22 protein-coding genes and 2 pseudogenes are annotated in these 26,082 nt (G+C 70.8%); 15 read left to right on the top strand and 9 right to left on the bottom strand.

Annotated features, from left to right (window positions below; all coding sequences use genetic code 11):
• Nucleotides 1–13: 13 nt before the first annotated feature.
• From OG417_RS17900 to OG417_RS17915, 4 genes are all read right to left on the bottom strand, one after another.
• A complete protein-coding gene (locus OG417_RS17900; protein ID WP_329256954.1) occupies nt 14–961 on the bottom strand; it encodes an amino acid ABC transporter permease in 948 nt (315 codons plus the stop codon).
• Complete coding sequence (locus tag OG417_RS17905) at nt 958–1,647, bottom strand: amino acid ABC transporter permease (protein ID WP_442875698.1); 690 nt, start codon at nt 1,645–1,647, stop codon at nt 958–960. The genes OG417_RS17900 and OG417_RS17905 overlap by 4 nt, the downstream gene beginning before the upstream one ends.
• 68 nt (nt 1,648–1,715) lie before the next feature.
• A complete protein-coding gene (locus OG417_RS17910; protein WP_329256957.1) occupies nt 1,716–2,573 on the bottom strand; it encodes a glutamate ABC transporter substrate-binding protein in 858 nt (285 codons plus the stop codon).
• A 57-nt stretch (nt 2,574–2,630) separates the two neighbouring features.
• Nucleotides 2,631–3,413, bottom strand: coding sequence for an amino acid ABC transporter ATP-binding protein (locus OG417_RS17915; RefSeq protein WP_329256960.1), 783 nt, complete (start codon nt 3,411–3,413; stop codon nt 2,631–2,633).
• A gap of 165 nt (nt 3,414–3,578) precedes the next feature.
• Here OG417_RS17915 and miaB point away from each other — a divergent pair, with 165 nt between their 5' ends.
• Nucleotides 3,579–5,063 carry a tRNA (N6-isopentenyl adenosine(37)-C2)-methylthiotransferase MiaB gene (gene miaB / locus OG417_RS17920; RefSeq protein WP_329256963.1) on the top strand — a complete coding sequence of 495 codons (1,485 nt, stop codon included), beginning with the start codon at nt 3,579–3,581 and terminating at the stop codon, nt 5,061–5,063.
• Nucleotides 5,064–5,102: 39 nt separating this feature from the next.
• Here the strand turns inward: miaB and OG417_RS17925 are convergent, their stop codons facing one another.
• Nucleotides 5,103–5,303: an antitoxin gene (locus OG417_RS17925; RefSeq protein WP_329256966.1), complete on the bottom strand. Its 201-nt coding sequence runs from the start codon at nt 5,301–5,303 to the stop codon at nt 5,103–5,105.
• A 139-nt stretch (nt 5,304–5,442) separates the two neighbouring features.
• On the opposite strand from OG417_RS17925, the gene miaA reads away from it, so the two are divergent.
• Together miaA and dapF are read left to right on the top strand one after the other, a co-directional pair.
• Entirely contained in the window at nt 5,443–6,339 is an 897-nt protein-coding gene (gene miaA, locus OG417_RS17930; RefSeq protein ID WP_329262366.1) for a tRNA (adenosine(37)-N6)-dimethylallyltransferase MiaA, read from the top strand.
• Nucleotides 6,327–7,124: a diaminopimelate epimerase gene (gene dapF / locus OG417_RS17935; protein ID WP_329256969.1), complete on the top strand. Its 798-nt coding sequence runs from the start codon at nt 6,327–6,329 to the stop codon at nt 7,122–7,124. Before miaA ends, dapF begins: the two co-directional genes overlap by 13 nt.
• Nucleotides 7,125–7,301: 177 nt before the next feature.
• Here the strand turns inward: dapF and OG417_RS17940 are convergent, their stop codons facing one another.
• Nucleotides 7,302–7,892, bottom strand: a complete 591-nt coding sequence (locus tag OG417_RS17940) for a TetR/AcrR family transcriptional regulator (protein ID WP_329256971.1) — start codon at nt 7,890–7,892, stop codon at nt 7,302–7,304.
• 98 nt (nt 7,893–7,990) lie between these two features.
• Between OG417_RS17940 and OG417_RS17945 the strand changes: the two genes are divergently transcribed.
• From OG417_RS17945 to OG417_RS17985, 9 genes are all read left to right on the top strand, one after another.
• On the top strand, nt 7,991–9,445 hold the full coding sequence (locus tag OG417_RS17945) for an MFS transporter (protein WP_329256974.1): 1,455 nt from the start codon (nt 7,991–7,993) through the stop codon (nt 9,443–9,445).
• A gap of 53 nt (nt 9,446–9,498) precedes the next feature.
• A complete protein-coding gene (locus OG417_RS17950) occupies nt 9,499–10,092 on the top strand; it encodes a TetR/AcrR family transcriptional regulator (protein ID WP_329256976.1) in 594 nt (197 codons plus the stop codon).
• 12 nt (nt 10,093–10,104) lie between these two features.
• Nucleotides 10,105–11,271 carry an acyl-CoA dehydrogenase family protein gene (locus OG417_RS17955; protein WP_329256979.1) on the top strand — a complete coding sequence of 389 codons (1,167 nt, stop codon included), beginning with the start codon at nt 10,105–10,107 and terminating at the stop codon, nt 11,269–11,271.
• 3 nt (nt 11,272–11,274) lie between these two features.
• Nucleotides 11,275–12,309, top strand: a complete 1,035-nt coding sequence (locus OG417_RS17960; protein ID WP_329256981.1) for an acyl-CoA dehydrogenase family protein — start codon at nt 11,275–11,277, stop codon at nt 12,307–12,309.
• Nucleotides 12,310–12,401: 92 nt separating this feature from the next.
• On the top strand, nt 12,402–13,352 hold the full coding sequence (locus tag OG417_RS17965; protein WP_329256983.1) for an ABC transporter permease: 951 nt from the start codon (nt 12,402–12,404) through the stop codon (nt 13,350–13,352).
• Between the two features lie 251 nt (nt 13,353–13,603).
• Nucleotides 13,604–14,308, top strand: coding sequence for an ABC transporter permease (locus OG417_RS17970; RefSeq protein WP_329256987.1), 705 nt, complete (start codon nt 13,604–13,606; stop codon nt 14,306–14,308).
• A gap of 216 nt (nt 14,309–14,524) precedes the next feature.
• The gene (locus OG417_RS17975; protein WP_329256989.1) at nt 14,525–16,339 is read left to right on the top strand and encodes an ABC transporter ATP-binding protein; all 1,815 of its coding nucleotides are present in this window, start codon (nt 14,525–14,527) and stop codon (nt 16,337–16,339) included.
• Between the two features lie 273 nt (nt 16,340–16,612).
• Complete coding sequence (locus OG417_RS17980) at nt 16,613–17,179, top strand: hypothetical protein (RefSeq protein ID WP_329256990.1); 567 nt, start codon at nt 16,613–16,615, stop codon at nt 17,177–17,179.
• A gap of 727 nt (nt 17,180–17,906) precedes the next feature.
• The gene (locus OG417_RS17985) at nt 17,907–19,562 is read left to right on the top strand and encodes an ABC transporter family substrate-binding protein (RefSeq protein ID WP_329256992.1); all 1,656 of its coding nucleotides are present in this window, start codon (nt 17,907–17,909) and stop codon (nt 19,560–19,562) included.
• 279 nt (nt 19,563–19,841) lie between these two features.
• On the opposite strand, the gene OG417_RS17990 is transcribed toward OG417_RS17985, so the two are convergent.
• Nucleotides 19,842–20,033, bottom strand: coding sequence for a hypothetical protein (locus OG417_RS17990; RefSeq protein ID WP_329256994.1), 192 nt, complete (start codon nt 20,031–20,033; stop codon nt 19,842–19,844).
• A gap of 507 nt (nt 20,034–20,540) precedes the next feature.
• On the opposite strand from OG417_RS17990, the pseudogene OG417_RS17995 reads away from it, so the two are divergent.
• The 3 genes and pseudogenes from OG417_RS17995 to OG417_RS18005 all read left to right on the top strand — a co-directional run.
• Nucleotides 20,541–20,719: pseudogene (locus tag OG417_RS17995) on the top strand (transposase); the annotation flags it as partial.
• Nucleotides 20,703–20,909 (top strand): annotated as a pseudogene (locus tag OG417_RS18000) (leucine zipper domain-containing protein); the annotation flags it as partial. The pseudogenes OG417_RS17995 and OG417_RS18000, both read left to right, overlap by 17 nt.
• A 13-nt stretch (nt 20,910–20,922) precedes the next feature.
• Entirely contained in the window at nt 20,923–21,711 is a 789-nt protein-coding gene (locus OG417_RS18005; protein WP_329256997.1) for a PIG-L deacetylase family protein, read from the top strand.
• Between the two features lie 258 nt (nt 21,712–21,969).
• Here the strand turns inward: OG417_RS18005 and OG417_RS18010 are convergent, their stop codons facing one another.
• Together OG417_RS18010 and OG417_RS18015 are read right to left on the bottom strand one after the other, a co-directional pair.
• A complete protein-coding gene (locus OG417_RS18010; protein WP_329257000.1) occupies nt 21,970–24,798 on the bottom strand; it encodes a glycosyltransferase family 39 protein in 2,829 nt (942 codons plus the stop codon).
• Nucleotides 24,795–26,024: a bifunctional glycosyltransferase family 2/GtrA family protein gene (locus OG417_RS18015; RefSeq protein ID WP_329257001.1), complete on the bottom strand. Its 1,230-nt coding sequence runs from the start codon at nt 26,022–26,024 to the stop codon at nt 24,795–24,797. Before OG417_RS18015 ends, OG417_RS18010 begins: the two co-directional genes overlap by 4 nt.
• Nucleotides 26,025–26,082 lie beyond the last annotated feature (58 nt).

The following is a 26,082-nucleotide window of genomic DNA, read 5'->3' on the forward strand; positions in this document are numbered from 1 at the left end:
CGGTCCCGGAGACTCAGGCGGAGCCCATGCCGACCGCCGGCGGAGCGCCCGCGGCCGTGTTGAGGGTGCGGGCCGCGCTCTTGCGGCTGCGCCGGCTGCGCTTCTCCAGCCACGTCGCGAGCAGGCCGAGCGCGATGTTGATGATGATGTAGATCACCGCGATCACGATGATCGACGGGATCGTGTTGCCGAAGTTGACCGAGACGACCCGCAGGCCCTCGTTGAGCAGGTCGTCGTAGGCGACGATGTAGCCCAGAGCGGTGTCCTTCAGCAGCACGACCAACTGGCTGACGACGGCCGGCATCATCGCGGTGACCGCCTGGGGCACCAGGATCCGCAGCATGACGCCGCCCTTGCGCAGGCCGATCGAGTAGCCCGCCTCGGACTGGCCCTTGGGGATCGAGTTGATGCCGGAGCGGAAGATCTCCGCGAGCACCGATCCGTTGTAGAGCGTCAGGCCGATGACGAGAGCCAGGAACGCCGAGACCGGCGGCAGGACCCGGTTGAACGCGTCCATGATCGCGGGCGGGCCCGCCTGGGCGAAGAAGATCATGATCAGCAGGGGAATGGCGCGGAAGAACTCCACCACCGCCCCGGCCGGAACGCTGATCCACTTGTGCTCCGACAGCCGGCCGAGGCCGAAGATCACCCCGAAGACCAGGGCGAACACCGCGGCGACCGCCGCCGCCTCGAGGGTGCCCCAAAGGCCCGGGAGGATCTGCTTGGTCCAGACGACCTCCTCGGTGAACGGCTTCCAGAGCTTGCCGTCGAACTGGTGCTGGTCACTCAGCCGCGCGATGATCAGGTACGCGATGAAGAGCAGCACCACGGCCGCGACGAGCGTCACGATGTTGTTGCGCAGCCGCGCCCGCGGACCGGGGGCGTCGAACAGGACCGAGGGCTTGTTCTTGGTCGGCCGCCGCGCCGAGGCGTCCGACTGCGTGTCCATCGACAGGGTCATCGCGCCACCGCCAGTCGCTTGGAGAGCCAGCCGAAGAAGAAGCCGGTCGGGAGGGTCAGCACCATGAACCCGATCGCGAACCCGAGGAAGATCGGGATGGTGCCGCCGTACGTGTCGAACATCTGCTTCATCTGGGCCGACGCCTCGAAGTAACCCGCCGCGAGCGCCACCGTGGTGTTTTTGATCATCGCGATGAACACGCTGCCCAGCGGGGCGATCACCGTACGGAAGGCCTGCGGCAGCACGACCAGGCGCAGCGACTGGGTGAAGGTGAGCCCGATCGACCGGGCCGCCTCCGCCTGCCCGAGCGGCACGGTGTTGATGCCCGCCCGCAGCGACTCGCAGACGAACGACGCCGTGTAGATGGTCAGGCCGATCGTCGCCAGCCAGAAACCGTTCGTGCTCGGGTCGTGGGAGATCTGCAGGTGCAGCGTGTCGCTCAGGCCGAGGCTGCAGAACAGCAGCACGAGCGTCAGCGGCGTGTTACGGAAGATGTAGATGTACAGGGCGCCCGCCCCCCGCAGCACCGGTGTCGGAGACACCCGCATCGCGGCGAGGACGGTGCCGAGGATCAGCGAGCCGATGCCCGACAGGAGGGCGAGCCGGATCGTTCCCCAGAACGCCTTCATGACGGTGCCGAATTCTTGCTGCAGCGGACCGAAGTCCAACAGCGCGTGCAAATTCATGGGTCTCCACCGGATCGAAACGGCGCCGGTGAGCGGATGAGCTCACCGGCGCGCTGGGTCGCTACGGTTCAGCTGCAGCCCTGGAAAGCCGGGGGCTTGGTCGTGTCGAACTGCAGGCCCTCCGGGGTGAACCACTTGTCGATGAGCTTCTTGGCCGTGCCGTCGGCGTACATGTCGGTGATCGCCTTGTTGACGGCGTTGCAGGTCTTGATGTCGCCCTTCTTGATGCCGACGCCGTACTTCTCGTCGGTGAACGGCACGTTGTCGACCTTCACCGACGAACCCTCGCGGGCGGCGTAACCGGCGAGAATGGTGCTGTCGGTGGAGACCGCGTCGAGCGAGCCGCCCTTGAGCTTGGTGATGCACTCCTCGTACGCGTTGGCCGGCACGAGCTTGATCGCGACCTTCTGGTTGAACTTGTTCGTGCCGTCGGTGAGGTTCTTCCAGGAGTTGGAGCCGGCGACCTGGCAGACCCGCTTGCCCTTGAGGTCGGCGAACGTCTTGATCGAGGTGTCGTTGGCGCGGACCAGGATGTCCTGGTGGGGCACCAGGTACGGACCGCCGAAGGTGACCAGCGGAAGGCGCGCCTGAGTGATCGAGTAACTGGCGATCACCAGGTCGTCGGTGCCGTTCTTGAGAAACGTCTCGCGGTTGGCGGAGATCGTTTCCTTCCAGGTGATGTTCTTCTCCTGGACGCCCAGCTTGCCCGCGATGTACTTGGCCACGTCGACGTCGAAGCCCTCGACGGTGCCGTCGGGCTTCTTCAGCCCGATGCTCGGCTGGTCGAACTTCACGCCGATCGTGAGCTTCTTCTGGTCCTTGGCCTTGTCGACGACCGAACCGGCCTTCTTGGCTCCGCAACCCGTGACGCCCATCGTGGCGACGGCCAGCGCGGCGACGGCAACACCGAAATGACGTACTCGCATGATCTTCCTCTGCTTTCGAGCCGGCACGGGGGAGCGGCCAGCGCGTTTCATGACAAATCAGTGCGTCAGAATCTTGGAAAGGAAATCCTTCGCGCGATCGCTTCGGGCGTTCGTGAAGAACTCTTCCGGAGTGTTCTCCTCGACGATCTGCCCATCCGCCATGAAGACCACCTTGTTGGCCGACGCGCGAGCGAAGCCCATCTCGTGGGTCACCACGACCATGGTCATTCCCTCGGCGGCGAGATTGGTCATGACGTCGAGCACTTCTTTGATCATTTCCGGGTCGAGCGCGGAGGTGGGCTCGTCGAAGAGCATCACCTTGGGCCGCATGGCGAGCGCCCGCGCGATCGCGGCACGCTGCTGCTGTCCGCCGGAGAGCTGCGCCGGGTACTTCTCGGCCTGGCTCGCGATCCCCACCCGTTCGAGAAGTTCCATCGCGTACTTCTCCGCTTCGGCGGCCGGGGTTTTCTTCACCTTCGTGGGGCCGAGAGTGACGTTCTGCAGGATCGTCTTGTGCGCGAACAGATTGAACGACTGGAAGACCATGCCGACATCGGCTCTGAGCTGTGCGAGCTCCTTGCCGTCTTCGGGCAGCGGCTGCCCGTCGATCCGAATGGTCCCGTCGTCGATCGGCTCCAGCCGGTTGATCGTGCGGCACAAGGTGGACTTGCCGCCGCCCGACGGACCGATCACGACCACGACCTCGCCTCGGTGGATGGTGAGATCGATGTCCTTCAGGACGTGCAATTCACCGAAGTACTTGTTGACGTTCTCAAGTACGACGAGCGGTCCGCCGCCACTCACGTCGGCCTCCTGGGCCGCCTTGCCGGTGTCGGTCATGCCCGCAAAGCGTACGTGATCCGAAGAACGCAACCAGTCCCTTGATATACCGATCCGATCACGTTGTTCGCCCCTGGTACCCCTCCGTTCCCCCTGATGGGCGTTCGGTTCGGCGGATCACTCGGTCCCGCCGGGGGGCCGGGCCCGCGTACCCTTTCTCTTGAGATGAACGCGCCCACGACTTTCGACGACCGCGCCCGCACGTACGAGATACGCACGTACGGGTGCCAGATGAACGTGCACGACTCCGAGCGGCTCGCGGGGCTGCTCGAAGACGCCGGATACGCGCGCGCGGCCGAGGGCGCGACGCCCGACGTCGTCGTCTTCAACACCTGCGCGGTCCGCGAGAACGCCGACAACCGGCTCTACGGCAACCTGGGCCACCTGCGGCCGGTCAAGGAGGGCCACGCCGGCATGCAGATCGCCGTCGGCGGCTGCCTCGCCCAGAAGGACCGCGACACGATCGTCCGGCGCGCGCCCTGGGTCGACGTGGTGTTCGGCACCCACAACATCGGGTCGCTGCCGGTGCTGCTCGAACGCGCGCGGGTGCGGCAGGAGGCGCAGGTCGAGATCAAGGAGTCGCTGGAGGCGTTCCCCAGCACCCTGCCGACGCGCCGCGAGTCCCCGTACGCCGCGTGGGTGTCCATCTCGGTGGGCTGCAACAACACCTGCACCTTCTGCATCGTGCCCTCACTGCGCGGCAAGGAGACCGACCGGCGGCCGGGCGAGATCCTCGCCGAGATCGAGGCGCTCGTCGCCGAGGGCGTCCTGGAGATCACCCTGCTCGGCCAGAACGTCAACTCCTACGGGGCGGAGTTCGGCGACCGGGGGGCGTTCGCCGGCCTGCTGCGCGCCTGCGGTGAGGTCAAGGGTCTGGAGCGGGTGCGTTTCACCTCACCGCACCCGCGCGACTTCACCGACGACGTGATCGCGGCGATGGCCGAGACGCCCAACGTCATGCCGTCGCTGCACATGCCGCTGCAGTCCGGCTCCGACCGGGTGCTCAAGGCGATGCGCCGCTCGTACCGGCAGGAGCGTTACCTCGGCATCATCGAGCGGGTCCGCGCCGCGATCCCCGAGGCCGCCATCACCACCGACATCATCGTCGGCTTCCCCGGCGAGACCGACGAGGACTTCGAACAGACCCTCCACGTCGTACGCGAGGCGCGGTTCTCCGGCGCGTTCACCTTCCAGTACTCCAAGCGGCCCGGCACCCCGGCCGCGACGATGGACGGGCAGATCCCCAAGGAGGTCGTACGGGAGCGGTACGACCGGCTGGTCGCGCTGCAGGAGGAGATCTCCTGGGCGGAGAACAAGAAGCAGGTCGGGCGCACGCTGGAGGTTCTGGTCGCCGAGGGAGAGGGCCGCAAGGACGAGCGCACGCACCGCATGTCCGGCCGGGCGCCCGACAACCGCCTCGTCCACTTCACCGCCGAGGAGACGGCCCGGCCCGGCGACGTGGTCACCGTGGACGTCACGTACGCCGCGCCGCACCACCTGGTCGCGGACGGCCCGGTGCGCCACGTGCGGCGCACCCCCGCCGGCGACGCGTGGGAACGCCGCGTGTCCGAGCCGTCGAAGGCCGTCTCCCTCGGCATGCCGGGCATCGGTCGGCCCGAGCAGGCTCCGACGGCACCGTCCTGCCGCTGACGTACCGGTCTCCGGACGGCCCGCCGGGGCCATGAGCGATCAGGGCTGGGGTGGCTGCTGCCTGCCCTCCTCACCCCACTGGGCCGCCGTCTTCTTGGCCTGCTCCTGCGCCTTGTCGACCTTGTCGGCGTACTTTCCGCCGGTCTTCTCGTCGATCATGTCGCCGGCCTTGTCGACGGCCTTGTCGACCTGGTCGCCGTGCTGGCCAAGAAACTCCTTCACCTTGTCCACGATGGACATGGGATCCCCCCAAGCGGTCCTGTCCGGGCATCGACCGCCGATGCCGTCATGTGGGATGCCATACCCGAGGTGGGGCCAGAATTAGCATGTGACGCGAACGATCAGACCGCACGGCCACGACGACCTCGCGGGGACGAACATCGTCGCCGTCGTCGGGCCCACCGCCGCGGGAAAGTCCGATCTGGCGGTGGAGCTCGCCCTGCGGCTCGGCGGTGAGATCGTCAACGCCGACTCGATGCAGCTCTACCGCGGCATGGACATCGGCACGGCCAAGCTCACCGAAGAGGAGCGGCGGGGCGTCCCGCACCACCTGCTGGACATCTGGGACGTCACCGAGACCGCGAGTGTCGCGCAGTACCAGCGCCTGGCACGGCGGGCGATCGTGGAGATCCACGGGCGTGGGCGCGTGCCGCTGCTGGTCGGAGGGTCGGGACTCTACATTCGCGCGGTCATCGACGACCTGGACTTTCCCGGCACCGATCCGGAGCTGCGGGCCCGGCTGGAGGCGTCGCTCGCCGAGGTGGGCCCGGCGGCGATGCACGCGCGGCTCGCCGAGCGTGACCCGGCGGCGGCCGCGTCGATCCTGCCCAGTAACGGGCGGCGCGTCGTCCGGGCGCTGGAGGTGATCGAGATGACCGGGCGGCCGTTCAGCGCCTCGATGCCGTCCTATGACGAGGCCAAGGAGTACGCCACACAGCTCGGACTGGCCGTTCCCCGCCCCGAGCTGGACGAGCGCATCGCGCTGCGGGTGGACCGGATGTGGTCCGCGGGGCTCGTGGAGGAGGTGCGGCGCCTCGAGCCGTACGGGCTGCGCGAAGGGTTCACCGCGAGCCGTGCGCTCGGCTACGCCCAGGTGCTCCGGTTCCTGGCGGGGGAGTGGAGCGAGGAGCGGGCGCGGGAGGAGACCGTGCGGTCGACGAGGAGGTTCGCCCGCCGGCAGGAGTCCTGGTTCCGCCGCGATCCGCGGGTGCGCTGGATCGGGCACGACGCCCCGGTCGACTGCGCGCTGGATACGATCAGTGCATGCGATTCGTGAAGGGGCACGGCACCGAGAACGACTTCGTGATCCTGCCCGACCCCGACGGCGCGCTCGACCTGACGCCGGAGCTGGTCGCCGCGATCTGTGACCGCAGAGCGGGAATCGGCGCCGACGGGGTGCTGCGGGTCGTCCGTTCCAAGGCGCTCGGCCGCGACGGCGATCCCGAGTGGTTCATGGACTACCGCAACGCCGACGGCGGCGTGGCGGAGATGTGCGGCAACGGCGTGCGGGTGTTCGCCCGTTACCTGGTCGAGGCGGGCCTGGCGGCCCCGGGCGACCTGCGGATCGCCACCCGCGGCGGCGTGCGCGTCGCCCGCCTGGGGGCCACCGGCGACGTCACCGTCGACATGGGCGCGCCGAAGATCCTCGGGAACAGCCGGGCGACGGTGTCCGGGCGCGTGTACGAGGGCCTGGGCGTCTCGATGGGCAACCCGCACCTGGCCTGCGCGATCACCGAGCCGGTGTCCGGCCTCGACCTGACCCGGGCGCCCGAGGTGGACGCCGGCTTCTTCCCCGAGGGCGTCAACGTCGAGCTGTTCCGCCCGGCGGGTCAGGGCCGGGTGGAGATGCGCGTGCACGAGCGCGGGTCGGGGGAGACGCGGTCGTGCGGCACGGGAGCGGTCGCGACGGCGGTCGCCGCCGCGCACGCGGAGGGCCGCACCGAGGGCACCTGGGAGGTGGCCGTTCTCGGCGGCGTGGTCACGGTGACGCTGGACGGCGAGACCAGCTTCCTGGGTGGCCCCGCCGTCCTGGTCGCCGAGGGCGAGTTGCACCTCGGCTGAACGGCCGGCGATCCACGCGGACGCTCGCCGGCCGTTCACTGTTCCGAAGTACCGTCTTGTATCCGCTCGGCCTGCTGGATCGCCGTGATGGCGCGCTGCTCGGCGGACGCCGCCCGCATCTCGGTCGGCGCCGTTCTCCGGGGTCTCGGCGCCGGTCCGGCCTTGGCCGGGGGAGGGTCAGCGTGCGCCCGCGAGCCCGCGGATTCCCGCGGTCACGACCGTGGCGTCGACGTCGCCCACCAGCAGACGTTGCATGACGAACCCCGGCATCAGGCACATCAGCGACGTGCCTATGGCCTCCGGATCGGCGTCTTCGGGCAGCCGGCCGGCGTCGCGCATGCGGACGGCCAGCGACGTCCACGAGGACCGCAGGCCGACGAACAGTCCGGAGACGATCTCACGGTACGTCGGATCGTGCAGGGCCTCGGCCCAGACCTGCGGCGCCACCCGGAGCGTGCCGTCGTCGAGCATCGACTGCACCAGCGTCAGGAACCGCTCGATGATCTCTTCGAACGGGGGAAGCGGGTCCTCCTTGATGATCCTCTCGAGGAGCTGCACCGCGATGCCCTGCCGTTCGGTGGCGATCGCGTGGATGATCTCGTTCTTGCTCTTGAAGTAGCGGTAGACGGCCCCGGCCGACAGCCCCGACTCGGCGAAGACGTCCTGCATGGACGTCAGATGGAAACCCTTGCGGATGAAGCAGCGCCGGGCGGCGTCGAGGATCTGCTGCCGCCGGCGTTCGAGGTGCTCGTCGCTGACTCGAGGCATACCGCAAAGCTAAAACGGACGTCCGTTCTTGACAAGCCGCCGCAGTGGTGCGACGGTCGCACTAAAAGAGAACGAACATCCGATTTATGGAGGCTGTCATGGAACAGCGCTCTGCGGACGTGTCCGAACCGCGCGCGGTGGAGGAGCGTGGACGCCGCCGCTGGGTGGCGCTGGTGTTCATCTGCCTGGCCCAGCTCATGATCGTGCTGGACGCCACCATCGTGAACATCGCGCTACCGTCGGCCCAGCGTGACCTCGGCGTGTCCGACGCCGACCGGCAGTGGATCATCACCGCGTACACACTGGCGTTCGGCGGCCTGCTCCTGCTGGGCGGCCGGATCGCCGACCACGCCGGGCGCCGACGTGCCTTCCTCGTCGGCCTGTTCGGCTTCGCCGGGGCCTCGGCCCTCGGCGGCGCCGCTCCCGGCTTCGGCGTGCTGCTGGCGGCTCGGGCCTGCCAGGGGGCGTTCGGCGCGCTGCTCGCGCCCGCGGCGCTCTCGCTGCTCGCGGTGACCTTCACCCGTCCGGACGAGCGGGCCAGGGCGTTCGGCGTCTTCGGGGCGATCGCGGCGGGTGGGGGCGCGATCGGCCTGATCCTCGGCGGACTGCTGACCGAGTACCTGGACTGGCGCTGGTGCCTGTACGTGAACGTCCCGATCGCCGTGCTGTCCGCGTTCGGCTGGTACGTCCTGCCGGCCGACCGCGGCTCCGCCCGGGCGCGTCTCGACGTGCCCGGCGCGGTCCTCGCCGTCTGCGGCCTCGTCGCCTTCGTGTACGGGTGCAGCCGCGCCGAGACCGACGGCTGGGGTTCCGGGCCCGTGGTCGGCCTGCTGGCCGGAGGTGTCGTGCTGCTCGCGGTGTTCGCCGTGGTGGAGAGCCGTGTGGCGCACCCGCTGCTCCCGCTGCGGGTCGTCTGGGACCGTACGCGGGGGAGCGCGTACTTCGGTGTGGCGGTGGCGATGATCGCGATGTTCGGCACGCTCCTGCTGCTCACGTATCACCTGCAGGTGGTCGAGGGGTATTCACCGGTCCGCACCGGCGTGGCCTTCCTGCCGCTGACCGCGGCCGTGCTGGTCTCGGCCGGCGGCGTCGCCTCCCGCCTGCTGCCCCGGGTGCCGCCGCGCGCTCTGATGGCGCCGGGGCTGCTCCTCGCCGCGGCCGGCCTCGCCTGGCTGGTCCGCCTGGACGCCGGCACCTCGTACGCCTCCGGGGTGCTGCCCGCCCAGATCCTGGTCGGTCTGGGCATGGGCGTGGTGATGGCCCCGGCGATGAACTACGCCACGCACGAGGTGGGCGCGCGGGACTCCGGCGTCGCCTCCGCCACCGCGAACACCGCCCAGCAGGTCGGCGGTTCGATCGGTGTGGCACTGCTCAACACGATCGCGACCAGCGCGACGTCCGGCTACCTGCGCGCGCATGGACGGGATCCCCGCCTCCTCACGGCCGGTCTGGCGCACGGCTTCACCCACGGCTTCCTGGCGGCGGCCGTGATCCTCGCCGTGTCCGCGGTGATCCTCGCCGTGCTGATGAACACCCCGCGTCCAAAGGCCTGATCCCGTCGCTCGCCCTGGGCGATTACCGAATCGGTTTCGGTTATGATGTCGCCGTGACCCAGGTCAAGCGGCAGGCCCGAGCGGAGCGGACCCGAGCCGCGCTCCTCCGCGGCGCCCGCGAGGTGTTCGAGGAGCGCGGCTTCCTCGACGCCAAGATCAGCGAGATCTGCGACCGGGCCGGCGTCGCGTACGGCAGCTTCTACACCCACTTCGCCGACAAGGACGCGATCTTCGCGCAGCTGATCGACGAGATGCTGCGCGGCCTGCTCACCGTCATGCGGGCCGAGCCGCTGGACGGCGACGGACCCGAGGCGCGCATCGCCCGCGCCAACCGCGCCTACCTGCGCGCCTACCGCGAGAACGCCCGGCTGATGGCCGTGTTCGAGCAGGTCGCGACGTTCTCCCCGGCGATGCGCGAGACGTACCTGCGGGCCTGGGGTGTGTTCTACGACCGCCAGGAGCGCGCGATCCGCGGCTGGCAGGAGGCCGGTCTGGTTCCGGCCGACGTCGACCCCCGTACGGCCGCGGTGGCCCTCGCCACCATGATCGGGCGCACCGCGTACACCTGGTTCGTGCTCGGGCGGCCGTACGACGACGGCGATGTGGAGCAGCTCACCCGGCTGTACTGCCGGGCGATCGGTATCTGAGGGAGGCCCAGAGTGGACTTTCACGACACACCGGAGGAGGCGGCGTTCCGCGCGGAGCTCCGCTCCTGGCTCTCCGAGCACTGGGCCGGCCGGCCGCTCGAAGGGGGCCGGGGCGACTTCGACGCGCTGCGGCGCTGGGGCGGCGAGCTCTACCAGGCCGGGTACGTCGGGCTGACGTGGCCGTCGGAGTACGGCGGGCGCGGGCTGTCCCCGACGTACCAGGCGATCTACCTGGAGGAGATGTCGCGGGCCAACGCACCCGGCCATCCGGGAGTGATCGGCCTCAACATGGCCGGGCCGACGATCATCGCGTGGGGCACTCCGGAGCAGAAGGAGCGCTACCTGCGACCGCTGCTGGACGGCTCGGAGATCTGGTGCCAGGGCTTCTCCGAACCAGGTTCCGGCTCCGACCTCGCCTCCGGCCGTACGAGCGCGGTCCTCGATGGCGACCACTGGGTGGTCAACGGGCAGAAGGTCTGGTCCTCCTACGCGCACAAGGCCGACTTCTGCATCCTCGTCGTCCGCACCGACCCGTCGGCGCCCAAGCACGCCGGCCTGTCGTACCTCATCGTGGACATGCACGCTCCGGGCGTCACCGTACGGCCGCTGGTGCAGATCACCGGCGACCCGGAGTTCAACGAGATCTTCTTCGACGACGTACGGGTGCCGCGCTCGTCGATCCTGGGCTCGCCCGGTGACGGGTGGAAGGTCGCGATGACCACGCTGCTGCACGAGCGCGGCACGCTCGGGTTCGCGCTCTCCGCCGAGCTCGAACGGATGGTGAACCAGCTGATCAAGCTGGTCAAGGAGCCCGGGCCCGACGGCCGCCGCCCCGCCGACGACCCGGTGATCCGCGACGCCGTCGCCCGCGAGTGGATCGAGATGCAGTCGCTGCGCTTCACCAACTACCGGTCGCTGACCACCCTGCTGGAGACCGGCATCCCCGGGCCGGAGGGCTCGGGCGTCAAGCTGGCCTGGAGCGAGGCGAACCAGCGGCTGACCTCACTCGCCCAGTCGGTCTTCGGGCTGAACGGCCTGGTCTCCGACGACGCGCCCTGGAACGGCTTCTGGCAGTACTGGCAGCTCCGCTCGCGGGGCAACACCATCGAGGCCGGCACATCGGAGATCCTGCGCAACATCATCGCCGAGCGTGTCCTCGGCCTGCCGAAGGGACGTTGACCGATGGACTTCGCGTTCTCCGAAGAGCAGGAGCAACTGCGCGGCTTCGCCCGCGAGTTCCTCGCCTCCCGGTACGACGACGCGCGCCTGGCGGAGATCGCCGACTCCTCGACCGGCGTCGATGAGGACGTCTGGGGCAGGCTCGCCTCGATGGGCTGGCTGGACCAGGACCTGACCTTCCTCGACCAGGCCGTCCTGTTCGAGGAGACCGGGTACCGGCCGCTGCCCGCGCCGTACTTCTCGACCGTCGCCCTCGCCGCGCCCGCGCTGGACGCCGAGGCGGGCAAGCGCGTCGCTTCGGGCGCGCTGAAGGCGACGCTCGCCTGGGCCGAGCCGGGGCGTCCGCAGGCGCTGCTGGACCCGGTGGAGACGTCGGTCTCCGACGGCCGTCTGACCGGTGCCAAGACGCTCGTGCCCGACGGCGCCGTGGCCGACCTGTTCGTCGTCGTCGCGGCCGACGGGCTGTACGCGGTGGAGGCGGGCGACGCCGAGGTGACGCCGCGTTCGACCATCGACGGCACGCGGCGGGTGGCGGACGTGCGGTTCTCCTCCGCGCCGGCGCGTGCGCTGGCCTCCGGCGAGGAGGCGCGCGTCCTGCTGGGCCGGGTCCGCGACCGCGCCTACGCGGCGCTGGCGCTGGAGGGCGTCGGCGTCGCGCAGCGCGCCCTGGACCTGCTCGTCGCCTATGCCAAGGAGCGCGAGCAGTTCGGCAAGCCGATCGGCGTGTACCAGGCGGTGTCGCACAAGGCGTCGAACGTCTACGTGCGGTTGCAGGAGGCGCGGTCGCTCGCGTACTGGGCGGCGTGGTGTGTCTCGGAGGATGACGAGATGGCCCGGCAGGCGTGCCTGGCCGCCAAGGCCCTGGCCGGGTCCGCCGCGGTGTTCGCCTGCGAGAACGCCATCCAGGGGCACGGCGGCATCGGCTTCACCTGGGAACACGTGCTGCATCGGTACTACAAGCGCGCGCAGTGGCTGGCGGCGTTCGACGGACCGGCGCGGGCCCAGCGGGCGGAGGTCGCCGCGTTCCTGCTCGACTGAGTTCTCCACAGGCGCTCTCGCCCGGTGTTGTCATAGCGTGACTTTGCGATAACTTTCCGCAGTCGCCGTTACCGCTGCGGGAGGTCCTGGTCGTGCTGCGCCGTTGCCTGGGCCGGATGGTGCTCGCGGTCGCCGGGGCGAGCCTGGCCTACTTCGCGGCCACGCTCGCCCTCGACCCGCGCGCCTCGCTGGAGGGCCGGAGCCCGAGACCGCCCCGTGCGGCGGTCTCGGCCCGGCTGGCGTCGCTCGGGCTCGACGGGCCGCCGGCCCGTCGTTACGCGACCTGGGCGTCGGGGGTGGCGCGCGGCGACTTCGGCGCGACGCTCGACGGCGTGCCGGTGCGCGGCGAGCTGCTCCGGCGCGCGGGGGCCAGCCTGCGTCTCGTCGCGGCGGGCGGTGCGCTGGGCTGGGCCGGGGGAGTGCTGCTGGGCGCCGTGGGGGCCTGCCGCCCGCGGGGCGCGCTCGACCGCCTGATCACCGCGGGCGCGCTGGTGACGATGGCGACCCCGGCGTTCGCCCTGGCGGTGCTCCTCCAGACGGCCGCCCAGAGCGTGAACTCCTGGACCGGTGCGCCGGTCTTCGCGTGGACGGGCGAATACACGCCGGGTGCCGCGGGGCCGGTGGTCGACCGGCTGCGTCATCTGCTCCTGCCCGCCACCGTGCTCGCGCTCGGCCAGGCCGCGATGTGCGCCCGCTACCAGCGAGGGCTGCTCCTCGACGCGCTGAACTCGGGCTGTGTCCGCGCGGCGATGGCCCGGGGCCTGCGCCGGCGCACGGCGTTACGCCGCCACGCCCTGCGCGTGACGGTGGCGCCGATGACGACCTTCGCGGCGTACGGCTTCGCCGCCCTGCTGACCGGCACGGCCGTCACGGAGAAGGTCTTCGCCTGGCACGGGCTGGGGGAGTGGCTGATCGACTCGATCGCGGGCGACGACGTGAACGCGGTGGCCGCCTGCGGCTGCGCGGCGGCGATGGCGATCGCCGCCGTCGGCCTGCTCGCCGACCTGGCCAACGCGGCCCTCGATCCCCGGGCGCGGCCATGACCGGAGGCCGCCGCATGATCGCTCGCGCGCCGGGGCCTCCCGGCGGACCCGCCCATGCGCCCGAGACTCCGACGGCCTCGGCCCCGCACGCTTCCGGTCCCCGCCGGGGCGGGGCGCACCGGCGGTCTCCGACCCACCGGCGGTTCCGCGCCGTTCGTGGTGGCCGGGTTCGTCTGGGGCTCGGTCTGCTCGGGGTGCTCCTGGTCCTCGCGTTCGCCGGGCCGTATCTCACGTCGTGGAGGTGGGACGGCGTGGACCTCACCGCGTTCCGCCGTCCGCCGTCCGCCCGTCACTGGCTGGGGACGACGCAGACCGGCCGGGACATGTACGCCGTGACGCTGCGGGGGCTGCGCGCGTCACTGGTCACCGGCCTGCTCGTCGCCGTCTCCGCGACGGGGCTCGCGACGGTGACGGGGGCCGCCGCCGGATACCTCGGCGGCTGGGCCGACCGCGGGCTGATGAGCGTCGTCGAGCTCCTCCTCGTCCTGCCGCCCCTCCTCGTCGTCGCGACGCTGGCCCCGGCGCTCCGTGGCGCGGACCTGCCCGTCCTCGCACCGCTGCTCGCCGCCTTCATGTGGATGGTCACCGCGCGCGTCGTCCGGGGGATGACCCTCATCCTGCGCGACCAGGAGTACGTCCTCGCCGCCCGCTTCCTCGGCGTCCGGCCGATGACGATCATCGTCCGTCACATCGTCCCGGGCCTTCTGCCGCTGCTGATCGTGGACGCGACGCTCAACGTCAGCACCGCCGTCATCGCCGAGACCAGCCTGTCCTACCTCGGCTTCGGAGCACGGCCGCCCGACGTCTCACTGGGCACGATCATCGCGGACGGCGCACCGTCGGCCGGCACCTTTCCCTGGCTGTTCCTGCCCCCGGTGACCGCGCTGATCCTCCTCGTCCTCGCCACCACCCTCATCGGCGACGGCCTGCGCGACACTCTGGCGAGCCCGCCATGAGGACCGGGTTCGGGGTGTCGTTGATCGTCGCGGAACGCGCGGCCGCCGCTGTGCTGTCCGGCGATGGGCTGCGCGATGCGTTTCGGGGCTTGTGGTGAGGGTCGGGGTCGCCACGCCGAGTGGGGTGTCGGCGATTGTCCGCAAGTCCGGCGGGGAGCGCGTGACTGCAGCCGTGCTGTCCGGCGATGGGCTGCGTGATGCTCTGGGGAGCCCGTGGTGAGGGCCGGGGGCGCCGGGCCGGTCCTTGAGGTGTCCGGGCTGTGCGTCACGTTCGTGAGCGGGGTCCGCGCGGTACGTGGTGTGGAGTTCGGCGTGGCGGCGGGAGAGGTGTTGGCGGTCGTCGGCGAGTCCGGGGCCGGCAAGTCCGCGACCGCCCTCGCGCTCGTCGGCCTGCTGCCCGCGTCCGCGCGGGTGGAGGGTTCGGTACGGCTCCGCGGGCGCGAGCTCCTCGGTCTGCCCGAACGCGATCTCGCCACCGTCCGCGGCGATGAGATCGCGGTGGTCTTCCAGGACCACGCGTTCACGCCCGTGTACCGGATCGGCGCGCAGATCGCGGAGGCGGTCCGCGCCCACCGCCGCGTGTCCCGGCGTGCGGCGGCCACGCGGGCGGCCGAGCTGCTGAGACTCGCCGGTGTGCAGGACGCCGCCACGGTCGCCCGCGCGTACCCGCATCAGCTCTCCGGAGGCCAGAGCCGCCGGGCGATGATCGCCGTGGCGATGGCCGCCGACCCGTCCGTGATCGTCGCCGACGAGCCGACCGCCGGCCTCGACCCACCGGCGCAGGCTCAGGTGCTCGATTCCCTCCGGGCCGTTCAGCGCCGTACGGGCGCGGCCCTCGTGCTCATCACCCACGACCTCGGGCTCGCCGTCGAGCGCGCCGACCGCATCATGGTGATGCACGCCGGCCGTACGGTCGAAGTCGGTCCGGCGGCGACGGCCGCGACCGACCCGTCCATGCCCCGCACGGCCGCGCTGCTTCACTCCGTCCCGCGCCCCGGCCGTGTGGACGTCGTCCCGGCACCCATGAGCGATGCCCCGCCGGGCCGGCCCGCGCCGGGTGGCAGGGCCGCCACACCGCGCGTCCTCGTGGTGGACGGACTGGTCAAAGAGCATTCGGTGCGCGGGACGCTGCGGCGGGCCCGTGTGGTGCGCGCGGTCGACGGCGTCGGTTTCGACGTCCGAGCGGGCGAGGCGCTGGGCCTGGTGGGCGAGTCCGGATGCGGGAAGACGACCACGCTCAAGGAGATCGCCGCCCTCAGGACCGGCGTGGTGTTCGGCCATGACACCGCGAGCCTGTCCGCCAGGGAACGCCGCGAACTCCACCGCGACGTGCAACTGGTCTTCCAGGACTCCGCCGCCGCACTCGACCCGCGCATGACGGCCGGCGCCATCCTCGCCGAACCCCTCCGCGCCCACGGCCGCACCCGGCCGGAGATCGCCGCCCGCGTCCCCGAACTCCTGCGCCTGGTCGGACTCGACCCCGCACACGCCGGACGCCGGCCGGCCGAACTGTCCGGCGGCCAGCGTCAGCGCGTCGGCATCGCCCGCGCGCTTTCGCTCGACCCACGGCTCCTGCTCCTCGACGAGCCGTTCTCGGCGCTCGACGTCTCCACCCGGGCGGGCATCATCGAACTGCTCCGCGACCTGAAGACACGCCTGGGCCTGGCATACCTGATCGCCGCACACGACCTGGCCGCCCTCCGCCGGCTGACCGACCGCGTCGCCGTCATGCGCCACGGGCGCATCGTGGAACTCGGCGACGCCCACGCCGTGTACACCACGCCCGCCCACCCGTACACCCGGACGCTGCTCGACGCCATCCCGCTACTGCGCCCGCACGGTGAGCGGCAGGTACGGGAGCCGCCGCCCGATCCACCTGCCGGTTGCCGGTTCCGCGCCCGCTGCCCGGTGTTCCCGGCGCTCACGGCGCACGACCGTCGCCAGTGCGCCGAGGAGGACCCCGTTCTCCGCCATCTCGCTCCCGATCACGCTGTGGCCTGCCACTTCGCAGGGCAAGGAGAGCCCCGATGAGATCCATGCGGACCGACGTGGTGTACCTCATGCCGGTGCACTCGTACGTCCGGACGCTGCCCGCTTCTGGGTCCGCGCTGTGGGCGGCCGGAACGGGGGGCGGGAGCCGCCGCCCGGTCCACCTGGCGGTTGCCGGTTCCGCGCCCGCTGCCCGGTGTTCCCGGCGCTCACGGCGCACGACCGTCGCGAGTGCGCCGAGGAGGACCCCGTTCTTCGCCATCTCGTTCCCGATCACGCTGTGGCCTGCCACTTCGCAGGGCGAGGAGGGCACCGATGAGATCCATGCGGACCGACGTGGTGTACCTCATGCCGGTGCACTCGTACGTCCGGACGCTGCCCGCTTCTGGGTCCGCGCTGTGGGCGGCCGGAACGGGGGGCGGGAGCCGCCGCCCGGTCCACCTGGCGGTTGCCGGTTCCGCGCCCGCTGCCCGGTGTTCCCGGCGCTCACGGCGCACGACCGTCGCCAGTGCGCCGAGGAGGACCCCGTTCTTCGCCATCTCGTTCCCGATCACGCTGTGGCCTGCCACTTCGCAGGGCAAGGAGGGCACCGATGAGATCCACGCAAGCGACACGGTGTACGCCGTGCTCGTGCATCCGTACGCCCGGACGCTGCTCGACGTCATCCCGCTTCCGGGCCCGCACCGCGTGCGGGCTGGGTGGAAGGTGCGGGAGCCGCCCGATCCACCTGTCGGTTGCCGATTCCTCACGCGGGGCCCGCTGCCGCCAACGTCCCCGGTGCGCGACTGCGGCCAGCGCGGGGAGGAGGATTCCGGCCTTCGCCATCTCGCCTCCGACCACGCTGTGGCCTGCCACTTCGCAGGACGAGGAGAGTCCCGATGAGATCTACGCCGACCGACGCGGTGTACCCCACGCCCGTGTGCCCGTACGTCCGGACGCTGCTCGACGCCGTACCGCTGCTGCACCCGCACGGTGAAGCGCGGCCGCAATGGGAGGTACGGGAGCCGCTACACGACCCACCTGGTGGTTGCCCGGTTTCGCGCCCGCTGCCCGGCGCTCGCGGCGCACGACCGTCGCCAGTGCGCTGAGGAAGCCCCCCTTCTGGGCCATCTCGCTCTGGATCACGCTGTGGCCTGCCACTTCGCAGGGCAAGGACGGCCCCGATGAGATCCACGCGGACCGACACGGTGTATCCCACGCCTGCGTATCCGTACGCCCGGACTCCGCTTGGCGCCGTCCCCCTTCCGGGTTCGCACGGTGAGCGGCCGGAATGGGAAGTACGGGAGCCGCCCGATCCATCCGGTGGTCGCCGGTTCCGCGTCCCCTGCGCGGTGTTCCCGGCGCTTACGGCGCACGACTGCGGAAAGCGTGCCGAGGAGGATCTCGGCGTCCGACATCCCGCCTCCGACCATGCCGTGGCCTGCCACTACTCCGGGCAAGGAGAGTCCCGATGAAATCCACGCCGATCGCTTTGGTCTCGCTGCGCGTGATCGTGGGCGCGTCGTCGCTTCGGCGGCGGCCTGGGTCACCTCTGAGACGGTCGCGGCAGGCTTGTGGGGCGGTTGGCGGCGGGCTCGTGGGTGGTTTCCGGTGGTCGAGGAGCGGATTGGTGAGGTCTGCGCCGATCGCTCTGCTCCTGCTGGTCGTGGCCGCGTGCGCGCCGGCGCAAGCGCCCGCGCGTCCGGTGTCGCGGATCGGTGCGTACGACATCGCGCCGACGCCGCGTGAACGCGTGCGGGACGGTGGCACGCTGCGGCTCGCGACGACGGAGTTCCCCACCCAGTGGAACTACTGGCACCTGGGCGGCGCCGACCTCGACACGGCGCGGATCCTCGGCGCGCTGATGCCCTGGCTGTTCCGCTCCGACCAGCGCGGGAGAGTCACCGCCGACCCGTCCTACCTGGTACGGGCCGAGGTCACCCGCAAGAGGCCGAGACAGGTCGTGACCTACGACCTCAACCCGACGGCCCGGTGGTCCGACGGCACACCGATCGGCTACCGCGACTTCTTGGCGCTGTGGCGGGCCTGTCGCGGCCGCGACAGGGCGTACCAGATCACCACGTCCACCGGGTACGACCGGATTCGGCAGGTCGCCCGTGGGGCGAACGACCGGCAGGTCGTGGTGACCTTCGATCGGCCGTTCGGAGAATGGCGGAGCCTGTTCAGTCCGCTGTACCCGGCCAAAACGATCAGCGATCCGTCCGCCTGGGACCACGCGTGGTCGGGTCGCATCCCGGTCACCGCCGGACCGTTCCGGCCCGAGAGCATCGATCGCACCGCCCAGGCCGTCACGATCGTCCGTGACGCTCACTGGTGGGGACCCCGGGCCCGGCTCGACCGGGTCGTCTTCCGATACCTTGCGCGCGATGCGATGCCCGGGGCGTTCGCGAGCGGCGAGATCGACGCGTTCGACGCGGGCACGGACGCGGCGGCGTACCGGCGCGCGCGGCAGGTCCCCGGCGCCGTCGTCCGGCGGGCGGCCGGTCCGGACTTCAGCCAGCTCACTTTCAACGGCGCGACGCCGGCACTGGCCGACGTGAACGTACGCAGCGCCGTGGCGATGGCCATCGACCGCCGCGCGCTCGCCCGGTCGGCCCTGGCCGGGCTGGACTGGCCGGTGCTCCTCCTGAACGACCACGCCTTCGTCAACACCCAGGAGGGCTACCAGGACAACGCGGGCGACCTGGGCAGCTACGACCCGGTAGGCGCCGGACGCCTGCTCGACCGGGCGGGCTGGCGGACGCGTGGGCGGTCACGGCTGAAGGACGGCCGCCCGCTGACGCTGCGGTACGTCTACCCGGCGAGCGCGGCGACGGGCCGCCAGAGCGGTGAGCTGATCCAGGTCATGCTGGGGCGGGTGGGCGTACGGCTGGAGCTGCGGCCGGTGCCCGACAGCGATTTCTTCGACCGGTATCTCATTCCTGGCGCGTACGATCTCGCACCGTTCTCCTGGATCGGCGGTCCGTTCCCGATCTCGAATCTGCGGCCGATCTACGGCAGACCACGCGGAAACGACGTTCGGCAGAACGTCGCCCGGGTCGGATCAGCGTCGCTCGACGCCCTTCTCGACCGCGCCACCGAAGAACTGAACCCGGCGAAGGCCCGTCGGTACGCGAATGAGGCCGACCGGTTGATCTGGGATGAGGTGCATTCGGTGACCTTGTACCAGCGTCCGCAGATCGTCCCGGCGCGGCGAACCCTCGTGAACTGGGGTGCCTTCGGCCTTTACACCCCGGCCTGGCCCGACGTCGGCTTCCGCCGATGACACGCGGAAAGCCGGGGTCCCGTGCGGCCGCCGTTTTCGTCGGCCATCCGGCTTCCCGGCTGGCCGGCCGCGGCCCTCCGCGCGGGGATGGGGGTTCGCCGGGTGTCGGGCTCTGGGGGTTACCGGAAGCTCGGTGCGGCGTGCGGGTCCTTGCCGTCGAGGGTGGTCTCGGCGTTCGCCGGGTGTCGGGCTCTGGGGGTTACCGGAAGCTCGGTGCGGCGTGCGGGTCCTTGCCGTCGAGGGTGGTCTCGGCGTTCGCCGGGTGTCGGGCTCTGGGGGTTACCAGAAGCTCGGCGCGCCGTACGGGCCCTTGCCTCCGAGGGCGGCCTCCTCGGCCGTGACCTTCATCGGAGTGTTCTGCAGAGCATCCTCGGCGGCCTGAACGATGCTGATGAGAGCCCACCGGAGCTGTCTGCGCTGCGTGTCGACGTTGCTCTCATAGCCTGCGTTCAGCTGTGTTCGTTGAGCCATGTCGAATGATCTATTGAGCATTCGTTCAAGGTCGATGGCATCCTTCCGGACACCATTTACAGCCTGGGCGAGCTTTCCATAGAACGGGTTGTCAAACAAAAGTCCCGCCATCGTCGGCACCCTTCTGCCCACGGTGTTCAGTGCTGTGATGCTAATGGCCGTCGCCCATGGTGAGAAGCCCCCGAGTCGAGGAATCTCGCGGCCGATGACGACCCGTCATGGGCGCGTGACGTGCTCTTTACATCGGCTTGCCGGGCGTTGACCGGTTGCGGCCACGAAACCATCCTGTTTACCTGCGGCAAAGCCACCGGAGCGCCAGAACACAAAGATCGTGTGTCGAAATAGTAAACGGCCGGTAGCGGACCGTGTCCGCGACTGTCGGAGAAATTCCGTCCCGCCTGATCCAGCCGCGGTGTCAGAGTGCGTTCGAGAAGTGATCTTGGTTGGTGTCGGCATGGCTGGGTGATCTTGGGTGGTTGGTGGGGTGATGGTCGGAAGACGTCTCGTGTGTCGTGTTCCCCCTCGGATCTGACCGATGCCGAATGGGAGTTGGTGAAGCCGCTGCTTCCGTCGCCGGATGAGGCTGGGCGCCGGGATAAGCATTCCCGGCGGCAGTGGTGGATGCGATCTTGTACGTGGTGCGGGCCGGCTGCGCATGGCAGGCTCTGCCTGCGGATTTTCCGCCCACGCTGTGAGACCGGGCGTCTACGCCTGGCCCGCCGTGCCGTCGAGGACGTCTGCCCGCTGCGGCAGGCCGCCGAACGCCTTCAGGTCTTGGTCACCACCGCTGAACGATGGGCGGACCGCCATCGCGCTTACGGCGAAGCCGGGGCGGCTGACGGGTCTAACCGACCGCACACCAGCCCGCGGTCCCCCCATACTTGGGGCGATGGCAACCGTTGTGGCTTTCCATGCCCACCCTGACGACGAAGTGTTGCTGACCGGTGGAACTCTTGCCCGCGCTGCGGCGGAAGGGCACCGGGTGGTGATCGTGGTGGCCACCGACACCATGACCGTCGCGTCCGAGGCGCCGCCGACACGGATGAACGAGCTGCGTGCGAGCGCGGCCATCCTCGGAGTGCACCGGGTTGAGCACCTGGGCTATGCCGGCAGCGGGCATGGCCCTGTCCTCTACCCTGACCCGCCGGACCGACAGCGTTTCGTCCGCGCCGACACCGATGAGGCGGCGGAGCGACTGGCCGCGATCCTGCGCGAGGAGAACGCCGACGTCCTGCTCAGCTACGACCCCAACGGTGGGTACGGCCACCGCGACCATGTCAAGGTGCATGAGGTGGGAAAGCGCGCCGCCGAACTGACCGGGGTAGGCACAGTGCTGGAAGCAACGATGCCCCGCGACAAGGTTGAACACCTTGTACGGCTGATTCGTGGTCTGCGGATTCCCTTCCGCTACGACATCGAAGCGCTGCGCACCGCCTACAGCCCCAGTTCCGCGATCACACACCGGATCAACGTGCGGCGCTTCGCCCGGCAAAAGCAAGCAGCCCTGGCCGCGCACCGCTCCGAAATCAACGGGCGCGGCAGGGCAGCCCCCGTCATGCGGGCGCTCGTCCGGCTGCCGACCCCGGTATTCGGTCTCCTGCTCGGCCGTGAGTGGTTCGTCGATCCTGTCCGGACCCCGGTCACCAAGCCCGCAACCAGCATTCTCCGGGAGTCATGATCCGCTGGGCGGCCATCAACACCGAGGCCCCGGTCGCCGAGAACCTTGCCCTTACCGACTCCCCACATCGCGCCCGGACCGGCGCATCTGAGCCGCACGTCGAGATCATTACGGACAAAGTCACGCCTGGCCGGCGCGCCGGGAACGTGGGACGTGTTCGGATGAGCGTCTGAGCGTCGTGTTCCGGGAACGCGTCGGCTGGGCGGTGGCTCAGACGGCGGTCGTGTCGTCTGAGCACCGCCCAGCCGGGTGGACGGGTCAGGTGCAGCGGTAGAGGCCCTGGGAGTTCTGCCGCTGCGCCGACGAGGTCGACGTTCCGCCGTACTCCGATGCCTTCACGGCCTGGCAGTTCTTGGTGACCCAGGTGGTCACGTCCGAACCGCCGCCGCCAGGGCCGCCTCCTCCTACCATCACGAAGCGCAGCTTTCCGCTCTTCACGTACTGCTGGAGCTTCGACACGGTCATCGCCGGATCGCTGCCCGTGAAGCCGCCTATGGCCATGACCGGCTCGCCGGTCTTGATGATGATGGACGACGCGCTCATGGCGCTGGGGACCGCCAGCAGCCAGGTGGCGCCGCCCCGGTTCTTCTGCAGGTACGAGATGAGCTGGGTGTTCGCCTCGCCGCCTGGGCCGCCTCCCCCGGGGAAGCCCCCGCCGCCACCCGGGAAACCTCCGCGTCCGCCTGGGAAGCCGCCCTGCCCGCCGTCGCCGTTGGGCCGGCCCGTACCGCCGCCAGGCACTTCGCCCGGCATGCCCGGGGCGCCCGAGTCACCAGAGTCACCGGCTGCGCCCGGGGGCATGCCGCCAGGGAACCGGCCCTCCATCGCCCGCCGGGCGTCTGCCGGAAGCCGGCCGTTGCCGCCGCGCATCCCCGGGCCGCCGAACATGCCGAAGCCGCCCGACGGGCCCGCGAGGGGATTGGTGCCGTTGGAGCTGGAAGCCGCGGCGGAGACCGCGTACGCCGCGGGTCCGGCCAGGCCCGCGACCATTCCGGTGATCGCGGCGACCACGGCGATCCGGGCCGGCTTCGACCGGAAACGCGCCTTCGTGGAGCCGTCGCCGACCGCCGCCGACGAGGTCACCGCCTCCGCCCCAGAGGTGATGGGCGCCGGACCATCCGCCGATGAGGACCCGGCGGCCGGCGACGGGGCGTCCGGGGCGGATTCCGCCGTCGTGGACGCGACCGGACCACGGCCGTCCGCCGACCGCGCGGTGGCCGAGTCCGCCCCCGCTTGTGCGGTGGTCGCGTCCGTCCCCGGTCGTGTGGTGGCCGCGTCCGTCGCCGGGCGCGTTACGGTCGTGTCCGGACCTCGTCGTACATCCGCCGGAGCGTGGCGGGGTGCACGCCGGGCGAGCCCGACGGCGCCGCCGGTGAGGGCCACGACCAGGCCCGCGACCGCGAGTACGGTCAGCGCGAGAACCGTCCACGACAGCCAGGGGTTCCAGCTCGGCGTGCGCCGGAGCAGGGCGAACGACCAGCCGCCCGTCACGGCGACGCCCAGCGGTAGCGACCAGCTCCACGCGAGCGAGTTCCACCGGCCTTGCCCGTTGAGACTGGAGACGCCCGGTTCGGCGGCGTCGGCGGGTTCACCCCGGCCGGCCCGGCGCCGGACGTCCACGGTCCGTCCGTCGTCGGCCCAGCCGTCCTCGCCACGCCCGGCATTCACCGGCGAGTCGGTGTCCGGCGTAACGGCGGAGGTCCGATGACGGCCGCCCTGCGAAGAGACCATGCCCGAGGCGTTCCTGCCCAGAGCTCCGTCTGGGGCGTCCCCGCTCAGCACTGCGCCTGGCTTGTCCCCGCCCAGCGCCGCGTCCGAGGCGTCCCCGCTCAGCGCCCCGCCTGAGGAATCACCGGCGAGCGTCGCGCCTCGGCGGAGGCTCGAAGACCGGTACGCCCGCAGTGACAGGACCCCGCCGATGCCGGTCAGGGCGCCCACGGCCGGTGCGAGGGCGGTCGTGTAGTACGGATGCATCGTGCCGTCGGAGAAGCTGAAGATGACGAAGTGGACCACCAGCCAGCCACCCCACAGCACGACGGCTGCCCGCGCGAGGTCCGTGCGCGGGCGTTTCCACAAGGTCACCACGCCCACGACCAGTACGAGGGCCGCGAACGGCAGCAGCCACGAGATCTGGCCGCCGACCGTGTCGTTGAACAGCCGCCCCAGCCCGGACGCGCCCGCGAAGCTCGCGCCCTGACCCCCGCCGGGCGGTCCGCCCCGGCCGCCGCCCGGGCCGCCGCCCTCGTTGCCCGTGACCCGGCCGAGGCCGTTGTAGCCGATCACCAGGTCCCAGACCGTGCCGTCCGTGCTGCCGCCGATGTACGGGCGGGAGGAGGCCGGGATCAGGTCCACCACGACCATCCACCAGAAGCTGGAGACCGCGAGGACGACCCCGGACGCCAGGAGGTGCCACACGCGACGCAGCCAGCCGCCCGGGGCGAACAGCAGGTAGACGAGGGCCAGCGCCGGCAGCAGCAGGTACGCCTGGAGCATCTTGGTGTTGAAGCCGCAGCCCAGGAAGAACGCCGAGGCGACCAGCCAGCGCAGCCGGCCCGACGCGACGGCGCGCTGGCACGCCCACGCCGAGAGCAGCAGCAACAGCACGAGCAGAGTGTCGGGGTTGTTGTCCCGGTTGATCGCGACCGTGATCGGCGTCAGCGCCATCACCAGCGCGGCCACCAGCCCGGCGACCGGGCCGAAGACGCGCCGCACCGTCACGTACAGCACGAAGACCGCGGCGACGCCCATGACGACCTCGGGCAGCAGCAGGCTCCAGCTTCCGTACCCGATGACCCGCGCGGTCAGCTCCTGGACCCACAGCGCCATCGGCGGCTTGTCCACGGTGATGAAGGAGGCGGAGTCCAGCGAGCCGAAGAAGAACGCCTTCCAGCTCTCCGTGCCGCTGCGCACCGCCGCGGAGTAGTACTCGTTGGCATAACCCGACAGGCCCCAGCCGTACAGGAGCGCCGAGAGCAGCAGCACGCCGCCGAGCGCCCCCCTGACCCACCACGGGTCGCCGGAGCGCCGCTCGGTGGCGGGCCCGGCGTCCACCGCGGGGGTGGAGCGGTGTAGCGAAAGGACACTCATCGGTTCTCCTCTTCCAGGTCCGGCGTCCGCCGGGGGTGGAACACCCACGCGCGCAGCAGCGCGAAGCGGATCGCCGCGGCGAACAGGTTCAGCGCCAGCAGCGCGGCCAGCTCGACGAACCGCGACGCGTGCGGCCACGCGGCGTGCACCGCGAACAGCCCGAGCGTGCTCACCCCGAGCCCCACGAGGAACGCGACCCCGCCTTCGAGCTGGTGCCGGACGATCCGCCGGGTGCCGACCACGCCGAAGGTGAACCGCCGGTTGGCGGCCGTGTTGGCGATGGCGGCGAGGAAATAGGAGACCACATTCGCCAGGACGACCGGCATGAAAAGGCGCAACAGCCCGTACAGGACGAGCTGGGCGATCGTGCTGATGATCCCGATGACCGCGAAGCTCGGCACCTGCGCCCGCATCCCGGCGGGCAGCCGCCGCGACGGCACCTGCACCCGCAGCGCCCCGGCGAGCCATCGGCGGCCCATGCGCAGCATCCCGCGCAGGTCGTCCAGGGCGGTACGCACGACGTCGACTCGGCTGTCGGGGTCATCGACCCAGTCGACCGGCACCTCGTGGATCCGCAGCCCGTTCCGCTCCGCGAGCAGCAGCAGCTCGGTGTCGAAGAACCACTCTTCGTCCTCCACCGCCGGCAACAGCGCCCGTACGACCTCGGCCCGGCCCGCCTTGAACCCGCACTGCGCGTCCGAGAACCGGGCCGCGAGCGTCGTGCGGAGCATCAGGTTGTAGATCCGGGAGATCACCTCGCGGCGCGGGCCGCGGACGACCGCCGAGCCGCGGGACAGGCGGCTGCCGATGGCCAGGTCGCTGTGGCCGGACACGAGGGGTGCGATCAGCGGCAGGAACGCGTCGAGGTCCGTGGACAGGTCCACGTCCATGTACGCCACGACGTCGGCCACGCTCGTGCCCCACACGTGCCGCAGCGCCCGGCCGCGCCCCTTCTGGGGCAGCCGTACGGCCTCGACCTCGGAGAACCGCAACGCCAGCCGCGAGGCGACATCCCACGTCCCGTCCGTACTCGCATTGTCGACGATCGTGATCACGAACCGGTACGGGAACGTCTCGAGCAGATAGGTGTGGAGACGGTGCACACTGGCGGCCAGGATGTGTTCTTCGTTGTAGACCGGGATCGCTATCTCGATGAGAGGACCACGCGGCTCGGAGACCGTGCCGAGCCGCGCCCGCGGCCCGGCCGACAGGGAGATCTCGCTCATGAGCCCTCCTTCGTCGGAGGAGGGACCATGCGCGCGTGCTCGTCGATTCGCTCACTCC

This window comes from Actinoallomurus sp. NBC_01490 (genome assembly GCF_036227085.1).
Taxonomy (GTDB): domain Bacteria; phylum Actinomycetota; class Actinomycetes; order Streptosporangiales; family Streptosporangiaceae; genus Actinoallomurus; species Actinoallomurus oryzae.